Genomic DNA, 25,100 nt, shown 5'->3' on the forward strand with positions numbered 1-25,100 from the left:
TTATATATTCAGCAACCTTCAAACTAGTGTCCCGGGAGAGCAAATTGGAAAATCAGATTGATGAGATGACGGCAGCCCAAGCCATCGTGGATGGTTTGATCCGGGAAGGCATCAAATACGTATTCGGCATTACCGGTGATACCGTACTGCCGTTGCTGGACGCACTGCACGCCCGCCAGGATGAGATCACCTATGTCACCGCACGCGGTGAAATGAGTGCGACCTCGATGGCTGACGCCTACAGTCGGATCACTGGCGAAGTGGCCTGTTGCCTTTTCCATGTCGGACCAAGCGTTGCCTATTCCGTTCTCGGAACTTGGTCAGCCCACAAGGACTGGGTGCCACTTCTAATTTTGTCTGCCAACATGGACCGCTATCGTTTGCGTCGGAACATCTGGCACGAGTTTGATGTCGAGGGCGTTTTCTCGAAGATCACCAAGTGGAACGACCAGCTGGTCGAGGCAAAAGACAGTCGACGCCTGCTGCGCAGCGCATTGCAGGCCGCCAAGTCCGGGATGCCCGGCCCCGTTCACATCGATCTGCCCAAGGATCTGTTCAACCAGCCGGTCAATGTCAGCAGCGCCGATCTTTCGCTGAAAGGCGCAACGCATATGGGGATGGTCGAGAACGCGGTGCGCCCCTCGCAAGCAGCGGTGGATCGCGCAGTTGAACTACTCGCAAGCGCAAAATCACCCGTTATCATCGCTGGACGCGGTGTTATGTGGGCCAGAGCGTTCGACGAACTTGTCGCCTTGGCCGAAGCAACGGGCATTCCTGTTGTTACAACGGAAACGGGCCGCGGCGCCATTTCTGAAGATCACGCGCTCTGTGCGGGTCTTGTGGGACACTTCGGTCGGCAAACGGCAAATGAGATTACGGCGCAGGCTGACGTTATCCTCGGTCTTGGTACCGGCTTCCTGAACGTTAACACGATCAATTGGCAGCTTATCCCCGAGGACACCAAGGTCATTCAGGTTGAAACTGACCCGCAGGAACTTGGCAAGCAATACGCTGTGGAACTGGGTGTTCACGCATGTTCAGGTGAGTTCCTAAGAGACGTGCTGACCGCATACAAAGCAGCTGGACACAATAGGGACGACAGTGCCACGCGGGCACGTATCGCAGTTCTCAAGGATCGAGAGCGCACGCTTTACTATGACACCGATCTGGACGCGAGCCCGATCAAGTCCCAATACATAACCAAGGCAATTGAAGAGGTCTTTGACGAAGACGCCATCTATGCCATTGGCTCGGGATACCACACGCATTTCGCAAACTTCCTGACTGTGCGAAAGCCCGACCAGTATTTGTGGCCCGCAGGATCTGGAACGCTTTGCTATGCCTTCGCGGCTGGTTTGGGTGCCAAGATGGCGCGACCTGATCGTCAGGTTGTCGTTCCGATCGGTGATGGCGATTTTGGTATGAACGCGCAGGATTTGGAAACTGCCGTGCGCATGAAGCTGAACATCACGGTCGTGATCTACAACGATGTCAGCTATGGCGCCCTGCGCATCTTCCAGAAGAACACGTACGACGGTCGTTACATCGGATCGCATTACGGAGAAACGGATTTCGTAAAGATGGCCGAGGCCTATGGGGCGCAGGGTCTGAGGGCCGAAACCCCAGCCGAGCTCAAAGCCGCGCTAGAGCGTGCACGCGATGCCGATGTCTGCACAGTGATCGACGCACGGATTGACGAATGGGAACCGGCGCACCGCGCCGCGGAATTCGGCGAATTTCATAAATTCTAAGGAGAACTGACATGACTTCCTTCAATAACGACGGACGGTTCACTGGAAAAATGCGCACCGGCGCTGAATTTCTGGCTGGCATCAAGAACGATGGTCGGCAGGTGTATTATAATGGTGAATTGGTTGACGATGTGACAACGCACCCGGCCTTTGCCGAGGGCGCCAAAACCATCGCACGCATGTTTGATGTGGCCAGCGATCCGGCCAATTCCGAACTGATGACCTACAAGTCACCCAAGAGCGGTAATCCTGTCAGCCGCATCTGGCAAATTCCCTACTCGGTCGAGGATCTGAAGGCACGGCGTGGAGCACTGGAGCGCCTGTCAGAAGAATCCTTTGGCTATTTCGGTCGTTCACCCGAGCATGTGGCGACATTCTTCGTCGGTTTCGCCTCCGAACCAGAGGTTCTGGCAAAGAACGGTAGGCAGGATCTGGCGGACAATTGCGTCGCCCATTATGAATTTCTACGCGAAAACGACGCGTATATCACCTACACGATTGTTCCGCCCCAGATCGACCGCTCAAAACCAGCGCATCAGCAAGAGCCGAACGATCTGTACGCCGGGGTTGTGGAAGAGCGCGAAGACGGCATCGTCATTCGTGGCGCGCAAATGCTGGGGACCGGGACCGTTTACTCGGACTTTGTGCAGCTTTCAACGATCACGCCGATGCGGCCCGGTGACGAAAACTATGCGATTTCGGTCTCCATCCCGGTATGGTCGAAAGGGGTCAAAATCTTTTCGCGCCGGTCTTATGCCGATGGGGCGAATTCGATGTTCGACTATCCGATGGCTAGCCGATTTGACGAGACCGACAGCTTGCTTGTGTACGATGACGTGTTCGTGCCCTGGGAAAATGTCTTTGTCTACAAGGACACTGATGTGGCGCGCGCGCAGTGGTTTGAAGGCCCGGCACATGTCATGGGGAACAACCAGGCGCAAACTCGCTTTGTGACCAAACTGCGGTTTATGGTTGGTTTGGCGCAAAAGATCGCTGAGATGAACGGCGTCGACAAGTTGCCACCGGTACAGGGATTGATCGCCGACCTTGCCTTGCATGCTGCGACCTATGAGGGGCTTCTGGATGCTCAAATCGCAAAGGCGGCACCAAACCGGAATGGCGTGTACATTCCAGACAAACAGATCACCTATGCGGCGATGACGCAGCAGTCACGTATGTATCCTCAATTCCTGGACATCATCCGAGAACTTGCAGGTGGTGGGTTTATCCAACTTCCATCCAGCGTTCAGGATTTTGACAATCCAGAAATGAACAATGTGATTCAGAAATACATCCAGTCTCCGAACATGCCGGCAGACGAACGGGTTAAGTTCATGAAACTCGCTTGGGATTGTATTGGATCCGAGTTTGCATCGCGTCACACCAGCTATGAAAAGTTCTACGCCGGTGCACCATTCATCGTGAAGTCGCACCTGTATCGCGAATACAACTTTGGCAAGTCCAAGGAACTGGTGGCCAATGCACTGGCGGGCTACGATAAGGACGGTCGGATTGATCTTCCGACATCAGCCGTCGAGAAAGCGAGCTAAGCGATGGCCGGACCTTTGGATGGAATCAAGATTCTTGAATCCACAACCATGATCACTGGCCCTCTCGCCGGGCAGATGCTGGGCGACCTGGGGGCCGAGATTACTAAGGTCGAGACCCCCAAAGGGGGCGACCTGTTCCGCACCTTTCGGGGCGGAACCTACAGCCCCTATTTCTGCGCCTACAACCGAAACAAGAAATCGGTGGCGCTCGATCTGCGGGACGACCAGGGTCTTGATATCTACAAGAAGCTGGTTAGCGAGGCGGATGTTCTGATCGAGAACTTCCGCCCAGGCGTCATGGATCGGCTGGGTTTATCCTCGGATGTTCTTAAGGCGCTGAATCCACGCCTCATTCAGTGTTCGATTACGGGGTTCGGACCGGATGGCCCCTACAAGAAACGTCCCGCCTATGACACTGTGGCGCAAGCTCTCAGCGGCATGTCGAGCCTGTTTCTGGGCGAGGATGCCCAGATTACCGGGCCCACGCTGTCTGACAATCTGACAGGGATCTTCGCCTGTTACGGTATTCAGGGCGCGCTGTTGGAACGCGAACGTACAGGCGCTGCCCGGCGCGTTGAGGTCAATATGCTCGACAGCTCGATTGCCTTCATGCCGGACCCATTCCTGAACGCTTCGCTTCTGGGGATCGAACCAGGCCCCCTTATGAGGGTCAAGGCATCGCAATCCTATGCAGTACGCTGCGCTGACAACAAGATGATTGCCATTCACATGTCCAGCCAGGAGAAATTCTGGAAGGCGATGCAGATCTCCTTTGAGCGCGAAGACCTCGGCACCGACCCGCGCTTTGATGATCGGGTCAAGCGGATCGACAACTACCTTGAGCTGGCGCAAGAGTTTCGCGCCACCGCAGCTACGAAAGCCTCGACCTATTGGATGCAAAGGCTTGAGCAAAATGACGTTCCGCATGCTCCGGTGAACACACTGCCCGAGGTTTACGAAGACCCCCAGGTAAAACATCTGGATACGTTCGTTACGATAACGCACCCCGAACACGGCAGTTACACCGGGACGCGGCGACCTGTCTATTTTGATGGCAGCCGTGCGGATCAGAATCTGAACCCACCCCCTGACCTGAATGAACAAGGGGAAGAGGTTTTGAAATCTCTGGGGTTGTCCGAAGGCGAAATCGCCACGTGGAATGCGCATAACAAGAAACTGGTGTCCGGAGCATAGGTGTGGCCGGTCCCTCTGACAGAGCCAAGGCGCTGGCGGCGCAGATGAAATCCACGGATTTCGTCTGCGTTCGCATGTCGCCTGCAACTGATCGTGATGCGATGATGGAGTTGCTGGAAGCACATTTCGACTTTCTGATCGCACTGGAAAAAAGTGGGTGCCTGTTTCTTTCCGGCCCCTTGCTTGACGACGAAGGTGCGCCTTTTGGCGAAGGTATGACCATCCTGCGCGGCCTTACCCTTGATGAAGCGCGAGAGAAATGGGTTGATGAGCCATTCTGTAAAGCCGGTATTCGGGAACCCCGCTTCCACACTTGGCGCGTGAACGAAGGTCGTATTTCACTTAGCTTTGATTTTTCTGATGGTCGGGTCGAGATCGGATAACTTGCAAGCAGGAGCGCTGAGTCCGCACAGCAAGGCAGAAAACCAAGCTGCACACTATTTCTTTTTGGAGTTCGGCAGGCTGTGGGACAAGGAAGGCAAATGCGCCTTGTAACACTTGGCCAACCTTGGCACCCGTTCCTACAACAATGTCTAAGGGGCCATTGTTTTTGCATGGGATTTCTATCCTGACCCGATAAAGCCTGGCTCAGGACACTTCGTTTATTAGATGACAATGGCCATCCTAGTCATTCGGGTGTTTGGGATACAGAATGGGCGCCATCAATTGTTTCAAGCGAGACGCTATTTGTCACCGACGCTGCAGAATTTGTGGGGACGGGCTAAATTACACGAGAAGAATTGACTGTGTCTTGCTTGCTGACACGCTAGATGGAAAGGCGTCACTACGTGAGTTCTGGACACTTCGGGTAAAAACCAAGGCTCAATTCTTCGGATAGGAAAGTGACGGTACCGCAATCGCTTATACCATCGTAAAAGCCGATGCGACTGAGATCTCAGCCTCAAACTGGGATGTTGAGAAAGCCGTGACCATTGTTTTCGAGTTTCCAAAACACATTCTGGCTACGATGATTTGGTTGCCACTTCACAGAGTCAGTTTTTAAGTGGTGGGCGCTTACAAAATTGCAGGACGTTTGGATTGGGTGTTTGGTTGCCACTGCAATCAACGAACAGTCTATTTTTGGCTTTTGCCGCGTCAGGCATTTTGCGTTTTTGATTGTATTACTAATGCAACATAGCTATAATACTAACCTTAATCCTGAACAAAATCTTGATTGGAAACTGCCGAGTTTTCGATTGATGGAGAGGTTTATGTCGGACAGGCCCGATAAAAAATCTGGAGTCATACTCAAGAGATTGAACCCGTCCAAAACGCCGGAGACTATCTATGGCGCCGCGCAATCGCTGTCAGTTAATTGGTGCTTGATCGCAGTATATAGAATACGTGAAGTGGCTAGCAGGTGGAGATATGGCTATGGTATTTAGGCAGCCACCGGGTGACCCAGGTATTTTCAGCAAGGAGAGGAGCTTTTCTGAATGTCGGACCATTCTTCCAGGTGCGACGGAAACTAAAGCAATTCAGGCACTGCAGATAGGAATCTCTTCGGTAGGAGATTTGTGCAATCTAGAAAGATCAGATTCAGAACCGCCCAGAAGCCAGGCGGTTCAATTAGGCAATGGTGATATCTTTTGGCCTTACGGAGTGGGCTCTACATCAAGAAATGAATTCTCGTGGAGTTCACCCAAGCGCTTGAATTCGTCCAAGTCAGTTAGACCATCAAGCGCAACAAATAGATCATATAGTTTGCGTGTTGGAGAAACCGCAAAAATGCACTTGGCCGGCTTGTCCGAACGGTTGTAAACGCCATGAGCCACACCCATCGGCATACGCACAGTGTCACCCGGTTTGGCAACGTTGGGCTTTACATTGCCTTCTTCAAATCCAAAATCGACCTGAAACTCTCCTTCCAGAACCATAATGAATTCGTCTTGGGTCGGGTGAATATGTGGTGGTACGAAAGCACCGCTTGGCAAAGTCGCCTCCCACATGAAAAGATTGTCGCAGTAGACTTTTGGGACATAGATCTGACCCAAAACATTCCACTCAACGTCATCAAGCCCTGCACCTACTTTGGTGATCCCGGATGTCTGTTCCATAGTTTTTTCCTCCTCAGATTCGTGTTTTTCAGAGTACTGCGAAGGTTAAAAATCGTTGTCCAAATTGCGCAGGTAAAAGCCTTGAGGCAACCAAATTATTCTGGTTTCTGCGGCTTCGATCGCACCGAGGATAGGCTAGCATGAACCAACACTCAGCCATATCAGAACCTTTAAAATCTCATCGAATCTTTCGATCGTCAAATGTCAACGTCGCGCGACATGCCGTCGGTCAAAAGTTCGGGTCTCATAATTTACAGATTCAAGAAGGCAGAAATCCGTTTGTCGCTCGATACAACCATGCGCCGGGCGATCACCTGTCGCTGAACTACCTTAGTTACGGAAGTGCAGTTGAAATCGAACCAGGCGAACTCATCCACTATTACCAAGTTCAACTTCCTTGGGAAGGAAGCGCCGAAATTTACAGTGGGCAGGAACGAGTAGTGTCGGCACCGCAAACTGCCGTAGTTCTGAACCCTGTGCGAAAAGTCAGAATGATTTGGCAGGAGGGATGTGAACAGCTGCTCCTCCATATCCACAGAAATGCTTTGCATACTGCGGCCGAAAGAATGTTGGGTTGTCATTTACCACAACCCGTCCTGTTCCGGGCAAGGATGCCCCTGACCAGTTCAGCTGAAAAGGTTTGGAGTCAAAAGTTACTCGCCTCATTCCAGATAGCTGAGAGGAATCTAGCCTTCAATGGAAGCAAATCTCGTCGTCAGACTTTGATGGAAGAGGAGCTGATTACTGGTTTACTCGTGGCCCATGAAAGCTCCATCAGCCCCTTGTTGAGACACATGGGGAATGGTTCACCTAACCCGCTGGTTAAGCGAGCCACGCGATTTATGATCGATAACCTCTCGGAAGAGATGTCTATTTCCCAAATTGCGCAAGACGCAGGATGCAGCGTGCGTACGATTCAAACTGCTTTCAGAGAACAAATGGACTGCACTCCAATGCAATTTCTTCAGACCGCTCGATTGAACTATGCTCATTATCTACTGCATAGTGCCCCAAAGGATAGTCTGGTTCGAAATATCGCTTATGAAGCCGGGTTCTCACATCTGGGAAGATTTTCTATTGCATATCGGAAAGCATTTGGAACTCGCCCTGGGACGGTACTGGCCGCAGAAACCGATGCAGCCGACCGTTGAGTTTTAAATTCGTTAGCTTTTAGAATTTCCTAGCCCAATAGGTCTTCAAGTTTCCATACATCTGAGACCGTGGACGAAGCCTTAAACGCCCAATGACGAGCGTTTAAGGTGTTTTCAGATGTGGCTTTAGCGGTGAAGATCAGTTTCCATCCTGACCTTTGGCCGCCTTAAGATGGACGCGGTAACTAAGCGGGAAGAATTCCAAATCATATCGGCTTCGGATCAGGCCCCAAATGCCTCTGGGTGCTCGGAGCATGATGATAATTGCCACAAACCCAAGAACAATCAGATAGACCGTTCCCAAATCGGCAAGGGTTTCGCGTAATGCGAAAAACACTAGTGTTCCGATGATTGGACCCTCGATCGTTCCGATTCCTCCGATCACGACGATGAAAATTACAAAAGCCGTCCAATCATAAACACTGAAGGCGGCATCTGGCGTGATACGAAGTTTCTGAAGGAATATCAGTGCTCCTACCATCGCGGTCATAGCCGAAGTGACCACATATACGATGAACTTGTTCCGCCAAATGTCGATACCCAAACTCCCAGCTGCCAGTTCATTGTCGCGAATTGCAGTGAGTGCCAGGCCCTGACGAGACCGGAGGAAAAGATAAACGGCTGCAATCACGATAACAGCGGCACCCAGAGCCAACCAGTAACTCAGGGCTTCTCTCATAGCGCGCTCTGAAGCCAACGATTTAACGATACCAACCGGTAAAGAAGTACCCGATCCACCTCCCAGCGACGAGACCTGAGCGAAACCAAGCCTAAAAACTTCGGCCACGACCCAAGTGCCGATGGCGAAATACGCACCACGTAGGCGAAACATCAAGATTGCAACAGGCACTGAAACGAGCGCTGCCAAAAAACCTGCGAAGACTATTGCGACCAGTGGATCTATGCCGAGGAAAATTGTTGAAGCAAACAACATGTATCCTCCAAAGCCGACATACGCTTGCTGACCAACCGAAACCAAACCTGCGTAGCCTGCCATTAGGTTCCAAAGACTTGCTAGAGCGAGGTAAAGAAACAGTTCCCCCATCAGACGCATATCGGCGCGACCAGCCCACCAGGGTGCCAAGAAAAGAATGACGAGCAAAAGAGCTGTAACAACTAGTGCTACCCTTGCGGCGTGTGTCGAACGAGAGACCGTGTAGTCCTGAATATTCATCCGGATATCCTCGGGAATAGGCCGTTGGGCCGAACGGCAAGAATGACAAGAAAGGCCAAATGCCCGGCCAACAATTGCCAGCCTGGGTCAATCTTGGCGCCGACGGTCTGAGCCACACCCAAGATCACCCCACCGGCTAGCGTACCCCACAGGTTGCCGAGGCCGCCGATAATCACCGCCTCAAATCCGAAGATAAGACGGGCGCCGCCGACAGAGGGATCAAAGCTTGTTCGGATGCCTAACAATATCCCGGCAACGGCGGTCACTGCCAGGGCCAAAGCCATAGCCAGCCCAAATATGTGACGGCGGTTCAGCCCCATAAGCTGTGCTATTTCCTGATTGTCGGAGACCGCCCGAAAAGCACGGCCAAGAGCGGTGCGATAGAAAATCCACTGCAGACCCCAGATCACGCCAATCGCGATCAGGAATGTGATCAGCGGTAGAATACCCATCGTGAGTCCACCGAGCGAAACGCTTGCCGTTTCCAATGCGCCCGCGTCAAGTTTTTGCGGATCAGCCGTATATGCCTCCAGCAACGTGTTCTGAAGGATGACGCTGAGGCCAAATGTCACCAGAAGCGGCGGCAAAATATCCTGACCAATCGTCTGGTTCAGCAACCCTCGCTGCAGGCCGTAGCCGATCAACCCCATCGCAGGTATGACCAGTATCAAGGCTAGCAGCGGATGAAGTCCCGTACCGACGGTGACCGTCAAGCCAAGATAGGCGGCCAGCACAATAAGATCGCCATGTGCGATATTAACCAACCGCATGACACCGAATATCAGCGAAAGCCCCGCTGCAAAAAGGGCGTACAGCCCGCCGAGCAAGGTGCCCTGCAAAATAGCGTTCAGCCAATCCATATCATTCTATCCCGAAATAGGCGCGGGAGATCTCCTCGCGCGAAACTCTGTCTGAGGAGCCTTCCAGCGAAACCCGGCCCTCTTGCAGGCAATAGACTCGCCCTGAGACGGCCAACGCCTGCCCAATGTCCTGTTCAACGATGATGGCGCTCATACCCTCGCCGATGATATTGGGGAGCGCAGCATAGATGTCTCGGATGATGATCGGCGCCAATCCTAGGCTGATCTCGTCGAACAGGATCAGGTCGGGATTGGCCATCAGCGCCCGTCCGATCGCAACCATCTGCTGTTGCCCACCCGACAACGAGGTCGAGGCCTGATCCGCGCGTTCTTTCAGAATCGGAAACAATTCGCACACTGTATCCAGGTTCCATGGTCCCTTGCGGCCGACCTGAGCACCGATCATCAGATTTTCCCAAACAGAGAGCGACGGGAACAATTGCCGCCCCTCGGGAACCATCGCAAGACCTTGCAGCGCCACTTCGTCCGCGCGCTTGGCGCTGATGTCCTGCCCGCCATACTGCACCTGCCCGGCCCCGTTTCGCATGAGCCCCGAGATTGAGCGCATCAGAGTGGTTTTACCGGCACCATTCGCACCAATGATGGCCAGTACCTCACCACGATCAACGTGCATGTCGATCCCGTAAAGAGCCTGAAAATCGTCGTAGAAGGCCTCAAGCCCTTGAACCTTTAGGATGGGGTCAGACATCGGCTTCAATCCCCAGATAGATTTCCTTGACTTCGGGGCTCTCCATGATGGCGCGGGGTTCGCCCTCTGCAATTTTTCGGCCAAAGTCGATCACGATCAGGCGGTCAACAACCGCCAGAAGCGCATGAACGACATGTTCGATCCAGATAATGGTCACACCGGACGCATGGATGTCCTTGATCGTTTGAACCAAAGACTGGCATTCGGCTTCGGTCATTCCGCCCGCAATTTCGTCCAGCAGCAGTAGTTTAGGTTTGGCGCACAGCGCACGAGTCAACTCCAGCCGTTTGCGCTCCAGAAGAGTCAGGCTGCCTGCCAGCACGTTGGCCTTGGGGAAAAGACCAGTCTGTTCCAGCACGTTAAGACACAGTGTCTCGGCTTCGTCTCCGTGTAATCCGGCTGATTGGGTCGCAGCTATCATGGCATTTTCGAACACTGTCATGTGGGCGAAGGGTTGCGGGACTTGAAAAGACCGCGCGATCCCTGCGTGACTGCGGCGGGCAGCGCTTTGGCTGGTAACGTCAGTCCCGTCGAACGTAATGCTGCCACCATCCGGCCGTAGTGTCCCTGTGATAAGGTTAAACATGGACGTTTTACCGGCGCCGTTTGGTCCGATTATCCCCAGAGCTTCACCTCTGGTGACGTCGTAAGTCAGCCCGTCAGCCACCTTCACGGCTCCAAAGGCCTTGGATAAATCATCCAATTTAAGAATAGCGTCCATCATCGCCCCATCGCCGCTTATCTTTTTTCCGCGAAACAGACCGATACTGTTTCTAGTTTGTATTTTGTCTCTGGCTGTCAAATTGTGACAGCCAGAGGACTGTGTCAGCCGAGGAGCTTCAGCTCACCGGTTGTTGCGATATTTGGCGCTTCTGCATTCGCAACGATTTTCAGGTCGAAGGAATCCCCTTCCTTCTGCCACTGTCCGGCAACCAACGGTGTTTTACAGACATTTTTCACCGGGCCGTTGGCCCAGTTCACGTTGCCAACAATCGTATCGAGATTTGTATTGGCCACCGCAGCGGTGATCGCTGCTGGGTCATCGAGATCGTCTGCACGCGCTGCGGCGTTGGCTACAACCTCGAACAAGGCGTGAACGAACCCAATGGGTTGTGTCCATGGGCGTCCGGACGATGCTGAATACCCGTTGGCCAGGTCACTGGACGACGCGCCAGTCAATGAAGACGAGAAAGGATGATGCGGTGACCACCAGACTTCGGACGACAGGCCATCGCCGCGGTCTCCCAGGCTTTCTACAACTGACGGGAACAACAGAGCCTTGCCAACTGTAACAATCTTAGGATCGAAACCTTGTTGCGCGGCCTGCGCCCAGAATGTTGCAAAATCCGGGGGAATGACCGCACCAGTCACGATCTCACATCCAGAACTTTTGAATGCTGAGATAATGTTGGAGAAATCATCGGTTAGAGGCTGGTACCTACCTGGATCGATCAACTCGTAGCCATTGGCTGCCAAAGGTTTGGCCAACCCTTTTTCAGGATCGCCCCAAGCGTTGCCGTCCGCGTCATTCGGGAACAGTCCGCCGACAGTCTTCGTGACGCCGGCGCTGCCCCACATGTCCATGAAGGCTCCAAGGACATCCTCAAGACCCCAGAAGAAATGATACGTCGAGGAAAAACCCTCGCCTGGCACACCGTTGCGGCCAAAAAAGTAAGCTTGCCACGGTGCCACCGACGTAACACACGGCACTTCGTTAACCTCTGCCTGATCGGCAACTGGGTTGATCGTGTCGGGTGTGGCGGCTGACACGATAATGTCCACCTCGTCGCCCAGGATCAGGTCAGCGGCCACTTCAGCGGCGCGGTTTGGATTCGATTGGCTGTCTCTAACGATGATCTCAACGGCCCAGTTTTTACCGTTGTTCTCTATGCCCCCCGACAGAGCCTCTTTGATTCCCGCTAGGATATACTCATCAGCCTCTGCAAAACCTGCCAACGGCCCAGTGGTCGGCGTGACATAGCCAACCCGTAGTGTTGGCGTTGCCGCATAGGCTCTAGTCGCCGACAGAATCGCCGGGCTGGCAATTGCTGCCGCCGCGCCGGTAAGAAAATTCCTGCGATTTGGTTTGATTTTGAGTTTAGACATGTTTCCTCCCGTCGTCGCCGCCCAGCACCCTTGTGCATGTATTCCATTGAGCTTGGTCAGGAGCGGCCTCCAACCTCGCTGACAACTCACTAAGCCTTTGCGACCAACAGGGGCATCTCGGCTTTAGTCTGACTTATTCGCCAATATCCCCTTTACCCTGATCCTACACTGCGTTGCCCCTCCTCAGGCGCGCGGCTTTGGCAGAACTTGCTGCCCATGACCCAGTGTTGTTCGCGGCATGTATGATATTATTTATACCTATATAACATAGGTTATTGAGTCAACAATTTTAATCGGAATGCGCAATCTATAATTAATGCATTCATTTAATAACTTGCCCATATCCCAGGTCAGTCAGAAATAGACATACGTCGCTTTCATAAGCTTCGCATCTCAGCAATTTCTTGTGTAAGCGCATGGGTTTTGGAATTGAATGACGCGGCTTTCTTCGATCTATTGGGGTGCTTTTAGGAAGCCGGCGATAACGGTTCAAATCAGTTCGCCGACCCCCTGTGACCAGAGGATCGGCGCGTAACCCCTTATGGGGAAAGACCCTGGCTCATTTTATTGAGCTGGCGTGGCTCCGGCCGAATATTCGTAGACCTTCAGTTCCACCCCTTGTCCAAACAACCGACTTTCCGCTGCACTATCTTCATCGACGAAAGCTGCAGCATGTGGCTGGCCTTTTGCCGGATCGAAGTAGAAATCGGGAGCATTGGAGATTCGAACCAGCGGCTTACCCGACGGCAAAGATGCATCCAGGAGTGTAAAAATACCCATGCCACAGTTGAACTGATTCATTACAATCGGCTCGCTCGGCTCTTCGCCCCCATGGTCAATCGCCATGTGCTCTCGGTCTAGCAAAAAGCCAACTCGATCTACCTTGAAGACCTCTTCTCCTTCAACGAACCAGTTCACCGTGCCCGCAGCGCGGTCATAACTGATCCGAAGACGATGTTTGTCTTCTGGCGTTCTTTCAGCGACCGGAACCATGAAAGTAAATGCAGCATAGTTCCCCAGTTTGTCACGCCCATAGGGCAGTCGTTCGTAAAACGCATAGATGGTTTCGTTGGTGATAAAAAAGTCAAACACCATCCAGGATTCTAGGTCGATCGTATTTAGGGCAGCTGCTGCAAGTCGCAGGTCGTCATTGTGATTGATAACGGCATCCCCGAACGGATGGTTTTCTGTGCCAAATGAGCGGCTGGCCAACACACCTTCACAGAACAATACTTCACCATCTTTAGCATCAAAACCGGGCAAGCCACTTGATGAAACGCTATTGGTGTATGTCAGCCATTTGACGTGATCAAATCCTCCGGGCATTCCAGCAGCGTTTTCTTCCGATCCCTCTTGAGCCATTGTCAGAGTCATCGTCGGCTCAGTAATAACATTCAGCACACCATCCGACACTGATTCCACGCCTGCATTTCCGACAAACGGACCGGCACCGAAGTAGGTCCATTTAGCGTTATCAGCTCCGGTTCCGTCAGCGCCTTGAATGTTGAAACCATTGGAAAAGTCATCCCACACCTGATCTGCAAACGCAGATCCTGAGCCCAACCCAAGGGCTCCGGCAAATACCATTGCACCAAAAATAGACGCCCGCTTGACGCTTTTTTCAGGAGCGGTGTTAGAATCTGTTTCCCTAATGGTCATCGGATGCCCAAATGACAATTTATGGCTAGTTAGCTCTTTGGTGAACATGTTTATGTTTCCTCCCTGGATCAAGAACCGGATCACCGGCTTGTTTCACCACCGCAATCACGCACCAAGTTGAACAAACCCAGGAGATGACCTTGCAAAGCGCCAATCGGAAGTGATTGTTTGTCACAGCCATTTGCTGCATTTCGGATGGCGCTTCAGCTGTTTTCAATTCCCCGGCATCTCAATTATTTAACCCCGCCTGGCTGCCTTGCTAAGTATCATGCCTAGTCAGCCAATTTAGGTGAATTGAAAATGATGTGGGTGGGCTCGTACTACTCCGAAAGCTTAATTGAGGATGTAATATACCTATGCAATATAGGTTTAAAAGTCAATGCATCAAACTTCGTTTCCAGGCTAAAGAGCATTTTTCGTGCGTTAGTGATGTCGCCCTACAGAGGAACGTTCATCGCATTTCGCTTAGATTTGGTACTTTGAAAGGCGCTCCTAGAAACCGTTAAAAGGGGCACAATAACCCTAATTTGTGAGGCACCTGAACTCACGGATACTTTCGGGAAAACCAAGGGGCCATAATGCCAAAAAGGAAGCCAGTCAAAGACCAGCTTCCTAAGAGAACTTCAGACGGATTCAGATTCGAAGGTCAGCTCGCTGCTGGCCAGGAGATATGCTTATATTCCAGAAACTCCTCGAAACCGCGTTCACCCATTTCTGCCCCGTTACCGCTTTGCTTGTAACCACCGAAGGAAACATCAGGACGAAGTGGACCGCCACCATTGATAGTCACATTTCCGGAATTGATCTTCATCGCGATTTTAACCGCCTCGTCATGCTCGCCCCAAATATTGGCGTTCAGCCCGTAACGGGTGTTGTTAGCAAGGGCGATCATCTCGTCCAGAGAATCGTATGGCAACAGAACACCTACCGGACCGAATTGTTCTTCCTGGCAGATTTCGTCCGTGATCACAACGTTGCCTAACAGCACAGGATTCATGAAGTAACCCTTATCGATGTCGGGGCGCCCCCCACCAGCCAGTATCTTGGCTCCTCCAGATATTGCGCGCTGAACAAAACCCTCAACCCGATCACGATGCTCTGCGCGGATCAGAGGTCCGACCCAAGTGTCATCTTCCCATGGGTCGCCCACCTTCATTTCGGCGACGACTTCAGCCGCAAGTTCAGCGTAGTCATCATAGATTTCCCGCGGCACGAAAGTTCGCGACGTTACAGCACAGCCCTGACCTGCATTGCGGAACAGACGGTGCAGAGATGCCGACACAACATCCTTTGCACTAACCCCAGGAAGTACGATATTGGGAGACTTTCCGCCCAGCTCCAGGACAACGCGCTTCGCGCTCGCAGCAGCCTGGGAGGTCACCATGGCACCAACTGCATTGGACCCCGTGAAGGTCACCATATCGACGCCATCCGCTTCGGTCAGCACCTTTCCGGCTTCCGGTCCACCTAGAATCAGGTTCAAAACTCCCGGAGGAACACCCGCCTGCTCGGCCAAACGCGTGAAGGCAACTGCAGTCAAGGGAACACGGGGCGAAGGCATGATAATGGTTGTGCAACCCGCTGCCAGAGCTGCACCAGCTTTCCAAACATAGGCGATGTAAGGAACGTTGTAAGGGCAAAGTGATGAAACGACACCGATGGGCTCCCGCTGGAGTAACCCAGAGGTTCCCGACCAGGGGTGGCGATCAAGCTCTTGAACCCACCCACCTTCGGGCCCTGTAGCGGCTTTGTCGGCCAACCAGCGAAGATGCTCGATTGGAAGATCTGTATTCAAGCTCTCGGCCAGAGACTTGGGGCATCCACCCTCCTGCACGAAGATAGACACAAGTTCATCACGATTATCCTGCATGAGATCCGCAAGCCGGTGCAGGATTCGGGAGCGATCCTCCGGGGATAGGTCCGTCCAACGCCCGTCGTCAAAAGCATTCCGCGCTGCATCCACAGCTAATTGGGCCTGTGCCGGGCTAGCCATCGGGACATCCAGCAGCGCATCCCCGGTCGCAGGGTCAAAAACGGTTGCAGATGCTTCAAGACCGTCTTGCCACGAGCCATCAATGAAACACTTTGGTTTCTCAATCAGGAGTTGCGCCTTTTCTGAGAGGCGAGGTGAAAACGACATGTGAGACTCCATTTATCGCGGCGTTCCCACAAAACCTATATGATATAGGTATTTTTTGTCAACACTTTCCACTCTAGTCTCTTGTCTATGGCTTCATTTCCTTGTCCCAATTAACAAGCTTGGAAGCATAAATTGCGGACTGATACTGTGCGATCAAGCGCCTCATGAAATTTTCCGCATGAACAAACTCATCTTCAGTTATTCCTGCGAACCAGGTGTTATTTACAGAACGCAACTTGATAGTAAAACTGTCCAATGCATTGCGCCCTTTGGGCGAGAGAGAAATGTTGAGCGCGCGCGAATCTTTAGAGTCCTCCCGTTTTTCGATCCAGCCCTCGCGTTCCAGATTGTTGATTGAAGCTGTGACATTCGCAGCAGCGATATGCAGCCGATCCGCTATCAACCTTACGCGCAGCCCCTCGGCGTCCTCGGCCGTGTAAAGGGCCATTAAGACCGAAAAGTCCGTAACACTTAGCTCCAGATTGCGCGCCAACTCCTTGCGTATGCCCTGAAATCGACTCGCAAAGCCATACATTACCGACAGTAATTCTCGAAACTTCTTGTCCTTCCCGTCACTCACAAATTCATCCAACGACACCGTAAGTTCGCTGACTTCAGAACGTTTCTTTTTTGCCATCTAGGTTCACCTCAATCTACTGCTGTTCAACATATCGCCTTACAAGGGAAACTTCTACCAATTTAATACCTATTTGACATAGGTGTTTTGAATCATTAATACTACCCCAAACCGGCAATTATGCACATTGGGCATCTCATGAGAAACACCAAAACCAAAATCGGCACCCCCACCTCAGACACTGAAAACCTGAAGATGAGGGGTGTCGACGTTCTGGCAGATGTTGTCGGAAACATGTCCTTCGCTGAGGCGTACTATTTCATTGTGACAGGGCGCAAGCCGACGCAGCAGCAACTGAAAGTGTTCGACGCGGCCTTGGTTATCCTAATGGATCATGGGCTGACACCGACCGCTTTGGTGGCGCGTCTGGTTGGCGATTCACTGGTCGACAATCCCCAGGTTGGCGTCGCGGCTGGGATTATGATGGTGGGCGACAAATTCGCAGGCACAATTGGCGGCGCAGGTGCACTCTTGCAGGAAGGCATTCAGGCGGCGGACAAGCGCGCTTGGGCCGAGGATACTGTCGCACAGTTCAGGGCGAAGAAGCACCGGCTTCCCGGGTTCGGCCATCCATACTACAGCCCGACGGATCCGCGCGCCGAACGCCTTTTTGAAATCGCTAGAAATGCCGGCGTTAAGGGCGACTACATTGAGTTAATCCAGATTTTGGGTGACGAACTAAACAAGGCAAGCGGACGCATTTTCACGATGAATGCCACTGCCGCGCTTGGTGCAATTCTGAGCGAGATCGATTTCCCAGTTGCTGCAATGCGTGGTGTGGCCGTCGTTGGGCGGGCCGCCGGACTAGTGGCCCATGTCATGGAAGAACACCAGGAACCTATTACTCCTGCATTGATGCGGTTTGCAGGAGAAATCCCTTACGAAGACCCAGAGGGATAGCTCTTGATCCTGGAGGGACCTAAGCAGCAATGCAACTGAGGGAGAAATCATGAAACTTCTGAAAGCCCTAGTCCTCGCAATTGCAAGTACAGGCGTTACCAGCGCCGCGATTGCAGCTGATTTTACGATGAAAATCGGCACACCCACTCTCAATGACATTCAGCACGAATGGATGAAAAGGGCGGAAACCCGGATCGAAGCCCGCAGCAATGGCCGTATCGAAGTAGAGCTGTTTCCTGCAGCACAGCTTGGCACTGTACCTCGAATGATCGAGGGGCTGCAATTTGGCACGCTGGAAGGCCTGGTAGCACCGTCCTTCTTCTTTTCCGGCCTCGAAAAGCGGAACGCGGTACTTGCGGCCGCTGGGCTATTTCAGGATCTCGATCATTGCCGCCGAACATCATCCGATCCAGAGTTTCGCGAAATAGTTTTTCCGATCATGCGGAATGTTGGCATAGAAACGCTGGCAATCCTCTGTTCGGCTCCGCAGGCTTTTCTTACTAAGACCGAGTTGAATTCGGTCTCGGACCTGGAAGGGCTGAAAATCCGAGTCTTGGCATCGCCGTTTGAAATCGAGCCAATGACGGCCTTTGGCGCGAGCCCGATCCCAATGCCTTTGGGAGAAGTTGCACCGGCCCTTCAGCGGGGTACTATTGACGGAGTTAGTTCACTTCCGATCGTATTCTCTAAATTTAAGATGCATACCATTGCGTCGCACATAACCATGACCAGGCTGTCGCAATTCGCCGTACCGGTGTATGTCAGCAAACCTTGGTTCGACAGCCTACCACCTGATCTGCAGCAAATCCTTCGAGAAGAGGCTAGCGCGATTGAAAAAGAGCTGCCGGCGTGGGCCGACCGAGAAAATGCCGCAGCAGTTTCGACCTGGATTGAGAATGGCGGCACCGTTTCAGAGTTACCCGCTGGCGAACAAGAACTACTGATCGACCTCGCGCTCAAAGCTACCAATCGTGTTTTGGATCAGGATCCGGAATTACGAGCATTCTACGATGCCTTATCTGCCATTGCAGTGCGGAATTGATGCCGTTTCTCCAGTCCGTTTTTAGAAATGTGGCGGCCGCAATTCTCCTTGTGGTCGTCATTTTGAACTTCTCAAATGTTATGCTGCGCTATGTTTTTGGCCAATCTCTTATCTGGGCCGAAGAGGTTCTGATATATTCAAACATCTGGGTGGTGGCGGTGGCGGCAGTTGCAGTTACAGTCGATCGCGGTCACCTGACGATCGATGTGCTGGGACAGGCGACAGATTCCAGATGGCGTCGTGTCCTTGCATTCCTATCGGACGGCATTGTGCTTGCGGTTAGTCTGGGCGCGGTCACGGCATCACTGGCTGCCATTAAGATATTTTTGTATTCGTCTCAAAGCTCGGTGTCGGCCAAGATACCGATGTGGCTTCCACACAGCGCATTTCTTGTCTGCTTTTCTGCCATTGCAGGAATATCCGCCTATGGCCTGATTCAGCTTGCACGGCGCGGAGCGAAGTCAAGATGATGTTTCTTTCGCTCGTCGGACTACCCGTCGTTCTTCTTTTTCTTGGCGTACCTGTGTTTGCTGCATTGATGGCCGCAGTCCTCGTTACAATGGTGTTTTTCACCTCAATGCCGATCGTAGCGTTGCAGCAGATCATGTTCGGGTCGCTGGACAAGTTTTCATTGATCGCAATTCCATTTTTTATTTTCGCCGGCGAAATGATGGGAGTTGGCGGGATTTCCAGGCGGATCATCAATTGGGTTCTGTCGATGTTTGGAGGCCTGCGGGGCGGACTGCCCGTGACTACGGTCGGGGCAAGCACATGTTTTGGTGCAATTTCGGGGTCCTCGCCCGCAACAGTTGCCGCAATTGGACGGCTGCTGTATAAACCGTTGCTGGACAAAGGATACGACAAATCCTTCGCCGCCGGGCTGATCACGTCTTCAGGCGCCATTGCAATAGTCATTCCTCCGTCGGTGGCAATGATTCTGTACGGAATTGCAGCTGAACAACCCATCACCAAGCTGTTTATTGCCGGAATTCTGCCAGGACTTTTACTGGCAACTATATTGTCGGCGTATCTCTATGTAACTGACCGAAGCACCCGGGAAAACAAGACCGAGCGCTTGTCGTTCTTGTCGGCCACCAAAGAAGGTTTTTGGGCACTTTTTGCGCCAGTACTGGTTCTTGGAGGCATTTACTTGGGTGTATTTTCGCCCACCGAAGCCGGTGGGCTGGCTAGTGTTTACGCAATCATTGTGTCAGTTCTTGTTTACCGCGAAGCGACTTGGCGCGATGTTTTGCTTGTCGCTGGGTCGGCGGCCATGTTGACGGCGCAGGTCATGCTAATCATCGCCGCTGCGGGTGCTTATTCTTGGCTGTTGACGGTCAACGGCATTCCTCAGCACGTTACAAATGTGCTGGGTGCTCTAGGCGAGAATCCCGCTGCTTTTTTGATATTGGTCAACTTGTTGTTTTTGGCTGTTGGTTGCGTGCTTGACCCGAATTCCGCCATTCTGGTCCTGGCCCCTCTCTTGGTTCCGGTTGCCATAACCATGGGAATCGACCCGATACATCTTGGCATCATTATGACAGTGAATCTGTCGATTGGCATGTTCACTCCACCGTTTGGATTAAACATTTTCGTTGCACAGGCCGTTCTCAACGTCCCTCCAACGACAATCTACAAAGGAATAATTCCTTTTTTATTGCTGAACCTACTGGCCCTCTTGGTCATCACTTTCGTTCCCGAAGTGTCGTTATTCCTTACACACCATCTTTGACGACTTTAGACCTTCGATCTTGAATCGAAAATCGGCATTAATTGCCTGATGTAAGATAACACTCGAGCCACAAAATAACTTGCTCTATTGCTGTGCCTTTGTCGCGGACAGTCTGCTCTTGATCGCCCAATTCTCCAAAGCATCGAGTACAGGGCCAAGCGACTGACCCAATGGGGTCAATGAGTATTCGGTTCTAGGAGGGACCTCGGCATAGACTTTTCTGTGAACAACACCATGATCCTCCAGCTCCCGCAACTTTCTGGTCAGGATGCGTTGCGTTACATCCGGGATTTCCCGCCTAAGGTCCCCAAAACGTTTCGTGCCATCCTGCAATGTATGCAGAATCTGGCACTTCCATTTGCCACCAATGATTTCAATTGTTTCTTCCACGGCGCAAACATGAATTTCGGCGCCCTGATCCGGTGCTTCACTCATTTTAGAAATTCCTGTCACTTTGCTCGCTTTCCTGTTTTTCGCGTGTTTTCTTGCCATTTTGGCGGGAAACTCAACCCACCCGAAAAAAATCCTTTAGTATTCTTTTTGTGCCTACTAACCGAATTGAGGTGTATAGTCTATATGACCAAACAGCTCAGAAATCACTCTCTGCATTACTAACAGGTTAAAAATGTAGGGCAGGTTTTCTAAAGGCTACTAAATGTCAAGACTGCGTTCAGACCCGGAGGCTCCATGAAACACAAACTGACACACACCCTGGCCACGAGCCTGTTTTCCCTGACCCTGGCATCGGGCGCATTTGCCGATGCACCCCAATCTGCGACCGTTCTGGAATTTGCAGATGCCAACACGTTGTTTGTTGCCGATTCAGATGGCGGCAAGGTTTATAGCTACACCTTGCCTGATGCCGAACCAGCCACGGAATCCCGCAGCTATAACCTGATCGGGCTGGGCGCACGACTGGCTGAGACGTTGGGCGTAAACCCCTTTGGCATCAGCTATCACGATGTGGCCGTGCACCCTGTTTCGAAAGAGACCTTTATCTCTTTCTCGGTCGTGAACGGCGGTGGAAAATCGGCGCATGTCGTTCGCGTAGATCAGGACGGCACCATCACGGAGCTGGATCTGGCTGGTCTCGAAAGCACCTCGGTCGCACTCAGCGACACACCGGATGACAGCGTGACATTCTGGCGCGATATTCCGGCCTCGACTTACACAGTAACTGATCTCGACTACGTTGATGGGACGCTGTTTGTTGCCGGGCTGTCCACAGGCGAGTTCTCCTCGACCCTACGTCAGATCCCCTACCCGTTCGACGGCTCAGCGGCGGTCAGCAGCATCGAGATGTTCCACACAGTACACAATCAGACCGAGACGCGTGCGCCTATCCGCGCGATGAGCATTCTGGACCTTGATGGTGTTCAAACGGTAGTGGCCGCATATACCTGTACGCCGCTTGTCACGGTTCCCTCAGCGGATCTTGTCGATGGTGAGCACGTGGTCGCTAAGACCGTAGCGGAACTGGGGTATGGCAACACGCCGCTGGAAGTTCTGCATTTCACCGCTCCGAATGAACGTTTTGAGCCGGAAGACTATGTTCTGGTCATCAACAAGGAACGTGATGCCGATCTCATTCGCGTCTCGGACCTGGCCGAAGCCGCCGCCGGAGAGGGCCTTAGCCAACAGGAACTTTGGGGTGACGCAGGTGTTGCCACCGCAGCGCGCCCTCTGGGGGCCGTGTTGCAGGCGGATGATCAGGATGAACAATTCTTGCTGACCCTGCGCCGTAACCTCGATACCGGAGATGTCGATCTGGTCTCGTTCCGCAAGGGCGTGTTCTTCCGTCTCAGCGATTTTGTCAGTGAATACAACTTCGCCAGCTATGAGTATTCGGAGGAACAGGAATTCTACCGTAATTTCCAGAATATGCTGAAAGCAGATGCCGGTTATCCGGATCTGGCACGCTAAGGAAAACTGAAAATGCCTAAGGTTGCACATTTGCTTCCCTTCGCGTTGGCCACCGCAATGGTGGCCGTCGCGCCCGCCTCGGCGTGCACGACGGGGCAGGCATCGGAAGCACAGGTTGAACAGGTTTACCCCTCAGCGGATTACCTGCCTGAGAACCTGTTGCGATTCTACATTTATTTCTCGGAGCCCATGGCGCGGGATGATATCTGGGATGCCGTGGTTCTTCTGGACGCAGAAGGCAAAGAAATGCCCGGTGCCTTTATCGAGAACAAATTTGACCTGTGGTCCCCGGATGACCGCCGGCTGACCGTTTTGTTCGACCCCGGACGGGTCAAGACCGGGCTGGTTGCGCACAACACGCTAGGTCGGGCGCTGCAAGAGGGCAAGACCTATACGTTGCGCGTGGAACAAAGCGCCCAAACCCGGCAAGGCTGTGCCCTAACCACAGGCTTTGACAAGACGTTTACCGCAACAGCCGAGGATTTCACTGCACCCGATCTGTCATCCTGGCAGGTGAACCGCCCCGTCGCAGGCACGACCGATCCGCTACGTATCGATTTGCAGTCCCCCGCCGACCACCTTTCGCTGGCCTATCGCATTCGCGTGGCGGATGCTGGCGGCAACAGATTGCGCGGTGCGCTTCAGTTGGGAAACGATGAACAGACATGGGTGTTCACGCCAGAACATCCCTGGTCCGACGCTGCCCATTCGATCGAAGTTGACACCACGCTTGAAGATATCGCGGGCAACCGTCTGACAGGTCTTTTCGACCGCCCTTTGGCCAAAGACGGCAACAGCGCGCCTGCGCCTGATACCGAGATCCTCACCTTTACGCCCCGCTAGAACCAAGGCACCCCTTCTTTAGAAAGGCCCTAAAAATGAAGCTCTTCTATGCTCCCGGCACCTGTGCCCTTGCCCCTCATATCGCGCTTGAATGGACCGGAAAACCATACGAAACCGAACTGGCCGAGCTGGGCTCGGAGGCCTTTCTCAAAATCAATCCGCTCGGAATGGTGCCCGCGCTGATCGACGGGAATAGTCGCGTCATGACACAAGCCGACGCAATCCTGAAATATATCGAAGTAAAGTTCCCAGAGGCTGATCTGGGGATACACGGTGGCGCGTTCGAACATTTCGAAATGGACGAAGTGCTTGCATTCCTGACTGGCGACTTTCACCCCGCCTTTTGGCCGTTCTTTGTTCCCGAGCGTTTCACTACAAGCACCGATGAGACCGACGTGAACGCGGTCCGCGAGGCCAGCTTTGCCCGGATCGACCGCGTCATGACCCATCTCGATTCTCTACTGGACGGCGGTGTACACGTCGTCGGTGGCAAACGAACTATCGCCGATCCTTATGCCTTTGCGATGACCAGATGGACCGCGAATGCGCCCAAGTCCTGGCGCGACTATCCGTCGGTCAAACGATTTATGGAAACCATGCTCGCAGATCCGGGTGTTCTGACTGCGATGAAAGCACAGGGGCTTCAGTAGCCATGAGCCATTTCGATTACAACGCGCTGGAATACAACGTGGCCACGCGCAGCGGCGTATCACCATCATTGCTGGCTGGTATGTTTCCCGCTGATCGCAAGGCTTGGGACAACGACCCGCAATTTCTGGGCTGGCCGGCGCATCTTCAGCGTCTTCATGCGGCGATTTCCGAAGGTAGCGCCAGGTTGGTTGGTGGGCTCGAAGCCATATTGGACGAACCAGAAGGCAGCGTACAGGAAATGATGGGCCTGACGGGAATGAACCGCCTTGGGCTGGATCTGGTGTCGCATGTGCATGGGCATCATTCTTTCGAAGACGCTAACGTTCTACCCGGATTTCTGGGGCGTTTCCCACAACTGGCCGGGGCTATCGATCTGCTTGAAAACGACCATGAGTTCTTGGATCAGGCGCTGGATCAATCCGAAGGTGCGTTTGTCGCGCTCCGCAACGAAGGCGCATCGAAGACCGATGTGGCGCGGGCGCTGGAACAGGCGAAGGTGCTGAACAAAATCATCAATCGCCACACCTATGATGAAGAAGACATCCTTATCCCGGCGGTTCTGAAGGCCTATGCCTGAGACACCAGAGGATATTCCGCACCTCTTTGCAAAAGCCTGGATGGCACGCGATGCAAAAGCGCTGGCCAGGCTTTTTGCGGAGGACGCGGACTTTGTGAATGTCGTTGGCCTATGGTGGCACAACCGCGCGGATATCGAGCGCGCACATGACTATGGGCTGAAAACCTTTTTCCAAGAATCCGAGATCCTGCCCCGGCGCATCAAAGTCAGGTTGGTCGGAGAAAACATTGCGATCATCCACACGCGTTGGAAATTGACGGGTCAGATCGACAAACAAGGTGAAAAACTTGGTGTTCGCTTTGCCATCATGGTGTTCGTCGCCGAACGCACCACCAATGGCTGGCACGTTCTGGCCGCGCACAATACGGACGTGGTGCCGGGCAAAGAGACCAACGCCAACAAGGATGGCACCATGATCTCGATATAAATTGGTCTAACAGAATT

At 52.9% G+C, this 25,100-nt stretch carries 24 protein-coding genes; 14 read left to right on the forward strand and 10 right to left on the reverse strand.

Annotated elements, in window-relative coordinates; all coding sequences use genetic code 11:
- The first annotated feature begins 44 nt into the window (after window positions 1-44).
- Genes ACR0IY_RS09530 through ACR0IY_RS09545 form a run of 4 tightly spaced genes read left to right on the forward strand, consistent with a single transcriptional unit; the run spans window position 45 to window position 4,878 of the window.
- The gene (locus ACR0IY_RS09530) at window positions 45-1,751 is read left to right on the forward strand and encodes a thiamine pyrophosphate-binding protein (RefSeq protein WP_480672589.1); all 1,707 of its coding nucleotides are present in this window, start codon (window positions 45-47) and stop codon (window positions 1,749-1,751) included.
- A gap of 11 nt (window positions 1,752-1,762) precedes the next feature.
- The gene (locus ACR0IY_RS09535; protein WP_170609233.1) at window positions 1,763-3,301 is read left to right on the forward strand and encodes a 4-hydroxyphenylacetate 3-hydroxylase N-terminal domain-containing protein; all 1,539 of its coding nucleotides are present in this window, start codon (window positions 1,763-1,765) and stop codon (window positions 3,299-3,301) included.
- Window positions 3,302-3,304: 3 nt separating this feature from the next.
- Entirely contained in the window at window positions 3,305-4,495 is a 1,191-nt protein-coding gene (locus ACR0IY_RS09540) for a CaiB/BaiF CoA transferase family protein (RefSeq protein ID WP_480672591.1), read from the forward strand.
- 2 nt (window positions 4,496-4,497) lie between these two features.
- Window positions 4,498-4,878: a YciI family protein gene (locus tag ACR0IY_RS09545; protein ID WP_480672593.1), complete on the forward strand. Its 381-nt coding sequence runs from the start codon at window positions 4,498-4,500 to the stop codon at window positions 4,876-4,878.
- A 1,212-nt stretch (window positions 4,879-6,090) separates the two neighbouring features.
- On the opposite strand, the gene ACR0IY_RS09550 is transcribed toward ACR0IY_RS09545, so the two are convergent.
- Window positions 6,091-6,552 carry a cupin domain-containing protein gene (locus tag ACR0IY_RS09550; RefSeq protein ID WP_480672595.1) on the reverse strand — a complete coding sequence of 154 codons (462 nt, stop codon included), beginning with the start codon at window positions 6,550-6,552 and terminating at the stop codon, window positions 6,091-6,093.
- A gap of 140 nt (window positions 6,553-6,692) precedes the next feature.
- On the opposite strand from ACR0IY_RS09550, the gene ACR0IY_RS09555 reads away from it, so the two are divergent.
- The gene (locus ACR0IY_RS09555; RefSeq protein ID WP_480672597.1) at window positions 6,693-7,703 is read left to right on the forward strand and encodes a cupin domain-containing protein; all 1,011 of its coding nucleotides are present in this window, start codon (window positions 6,693-6,695) and stop codon (window positions 7,701-7,703) included.
- A gap of 139 nt (window positions 7,704-7,842) precedes the next feature.
- Here ACR0IY_RS09555 and ACR0IY_RS09560 read toward each other — a convergent pair whose 3' ends face one another.
- From ACR0IY_RS09560 to ACR0IY_RS09595, 8 genes are all read right to left on the reverse strand, one after another.
- Window positions 7,843-8,877 (reverse strand): branched-chain amino acid ABC transporter permease, encoded by a 1,035-nt coding sequence (locus ACR0IY_RS09560; RefSeq protein ID WP_480672599.1) that lies wholly within the window; start codon window positions 8,875-8,877, stop codon window positions 7,843-7,845.
- Window positions 8,874-9,737, reverse strand: a complete 864-nt coding sequence (locus tag ACR0IY_RS09565) for a branched-chain amino acid ABC transporter permease (protein ID WP_480672601.1) — start codon at window positions 9,735-9,737, stop codon at window positions 8,874-8,876. Before ACR0IY_RS09565 ends, ACR0IY_RS09560 begins: the two co-directional genes overlap by 4 nt.
- A gap of 1 nt (window position 9,738) precedes the next feature.
- Window positions 9,739-10,446 carry an ABC transporter ATP-binding protein gene (locus ACR0IY_RS09570; RefSeq protein WP_480672603.1) on the reverse strand — a complete coding sequence of 236 codons (708 nt, stop codon included), beginning with the start codon at window positions 10,444-10,446 and terminating at the stop codon, window positions 9,739-9,741.
- Entirely contained in the window at window positions 10,439-11,170 is a 732-nt protein-coding gene (locus ACR0IY_RS09575) for an ABC transporter ATP-binding protein (RefSeq protein ID WP_480672605.1), read from the reverse strand. The genes ACR0IY_RS09570 and ACR0IY_RS09575 overlap by 8 nt, the downstream gene beginning before the upstream one ends.
- A gap of 101 nt (window positions 11,171-11,271) precedes the next feature.
- Window positions 11,272-12,552: an ABC transporter substrate-binding protein gene (locus ACR0IY_RS09580; RefSeq protein ID WP_480672607.1), complete on the reverse strand. Its 1,281-nt coding sequence runs from the start codon at window positions 12,550-12,552 to the stop codon at window positions 11,272-11,274.
- A 564-nt stretch (window positions 12,553-13,116) separates the two neighbouring features.
- A complete protein-coding gene (locus ACR0IY_RS09585) occupies window positions 13,117-14,259 on the reverse strand; it encodes a DUF6081 family protein (protein WP_480672609.1) in 1,143 nt (380 codons plus the stop codon).
- A gap of 598 nt (window positions 14,260-14,857) precedes the next feature.
- Window positions 14,858-16,351, reverse strand: coding sequence for an aldehyde dehydrogenase family protein (locus tag ACR0IY_RS09590; protein WP_480672611.1), 1,494 nt, complete (start codon window positions 16,349-16,351; stop codon window positions 14,858-14,860).
- Between the two features lie 85 nt (window positions 16,352-16,436).
- Window positions 16,437-16,988, reverse strand: a complete 552-nt coding sequence (locus tag ACR0IY_RS09595) for a MarR family winged helix-turn-helix transcriptional regulator (protein WP_480672612.1) — start codon at window positions 16,986-16,988, stop codon at window positions 16,437-16,439.
- Between the two features lie 138 nt (window positions 16,989-17,126).
- Here ACR0IY_RS09595 and ACR0IY_RS09600 point away from each other — a divergent pair, with 138 nt between their 5' ends.
- The 4 genes from ACR0IY_RS09600 to ACR0IY_RS09615 are packed head-to-tail and all read left to right on the forward strand — an operon-like array spanning window position 17,127 to window position 20,662.
- Entirely contained in the window at window positions 17,127-17,888 is a 762-nt protein-coding gene (locus ACR0IY_RS09600) for a citryl-CoA lyase (RefSeq protein WP_480672614.1), read from the forward strand.
- 49 nt (window positions 17,889-17,937) lie between these two features.
- Window positions 17,938-18,930 carry a TRAP transporter substrate-binding protein gene (locus ACR0IY_RS09605; protein ID WP_480672616.1) on the forward strand — a complete coding sequence of 331 codons (993 nt, stop codon included), beginning with the start codon at window positions 17,938-17,940 and terminating at the stop codon, window positions 18,928-18,930.
- Window positions 18,930-19,400, forward strand: coding sequence for a TRAP transporter small permease (locus ACR0IY_RS09610; protein WP_480672787.1), 471 nt, complete (start codon window positions 18,930-18,932; stop codon window positions 19,398-19,400). The genes ACR0IY_RS09605 and ACR0IY_RS09610 overlap by 1 nt, the downstream gene beginning before the upstream one ends.
- A complete protein-coding gene (locus ACR0IY_RS09615; protein ID WP_480672618.1) occupies window positions 19,397-20,662 on the forward strand; it encodes a TRAP transporter large permease in 1,266 nt (421 codons plus the stop codon). Before ACR0IY_RS09610 ends, ACR0IY_RS09615 begins: the two co-directional genes overlap by 4 nt.
- 84 nt (window positions 20,663-20,746) lie before the next feature.
- Here the strand turns inward: ACR0IY_RS09615 and ACR0IY_RS09620 are convergent, their stop codons facing one another.
- Window positions 20,747-21,097 (reverse strand): winged helix-turn-helix transcriptional regulator, encoded by a 351-nt coding sequence (locus ACR0IY_RS09620; protein WP_480672620.1) that lies wholly within the window; start codon window positions 21,095-21,097, stop codon window positions 20,747-20,749.
- A 252-nt stretch (window positions 21,098-21,349) separates the two neighbouring features.
- Between ACR0IY_RS09620 and ACR0IY_RS09625 the strand changes: the two genes are divergently transcribed.
- Genes ACR0IY_RS09625 through ACR0IY_RS09645 form a run of 5 tightly spaced genes read left to right on the forward strand, consistent with a single transcriptional unit; the run spans window position 21,350 to window position 25,083 of the window.
- The gene (locus tag ACR0IY_RS09625; protein WP_480672622.1) at window positions 21,350-22,585 is read left to right on the forward strand and encodes a hypothetical protein; all 1,236 of its coding nucleotides are present in this window, start codon (window positions 21,350-21,352) and stop codon (window positions 22,583-22,585) included.
- Between the two features lie 12 nt (window positions 22,586-22,597).
- The gene (locus tag ACR0IY_RS09630) at window positions 22,598-23,428 is read left to right on the forward strand and encodes a hypothetical protein (protein ID WP_480672624.1); all 831 of its coding nucleotides are present in this window, start codon (window positions 22,598-22,600) and stop codon (window positions 23,426-23,428) included.
- Window positions 23,429-23,463: 35 nt separating this feature from the next.
- Window positions 23,464-24,078: a glutathione S-transferase family protein gene (locus ACR0IY_RS09635; RefSeq protein WP_480672626.1), complete on the forward strand. Its 615-nt coding sequence runs from the start codon at window positions 23,464-23,466 to the stop codon at window positions 24,076-24,078.
- 2 nt (window positions 24,079-24,080) lie between these two features.
- A complete protein-coding gene (locus ACR0IY_RS09640) occupies window positions 24,081-24,656 on the forward strand; it encodes a hemerythrin domain-containing protein (protein ID WP_480672628.1) in 576 nt (191 codons plus the stop codon).
- The gene (locus tag ACR0IY_RS09645) at window positions 24,649-25,083 is read left to right on the forward strand and encodes an SgcJ/EcaC family oxidoreductase (RefSeq protein WP_480672630.1); all 435 of its coding nucleotides are present in this window, start codon (window positions 24,649-24,651) and stop codon (window positions 25,081-25,083) included. Before ACR0IY_RS09640 ends, ACR0IY_RS09645 begins: the two co-directional genes overlap by 8 nt.
- The last annotated feature ends 17 nt before the right edge of the window (window positions 25,084-25,100 follow it).

This window comes from Ruegeria sp. BC1, assembly GCF_056539305.1.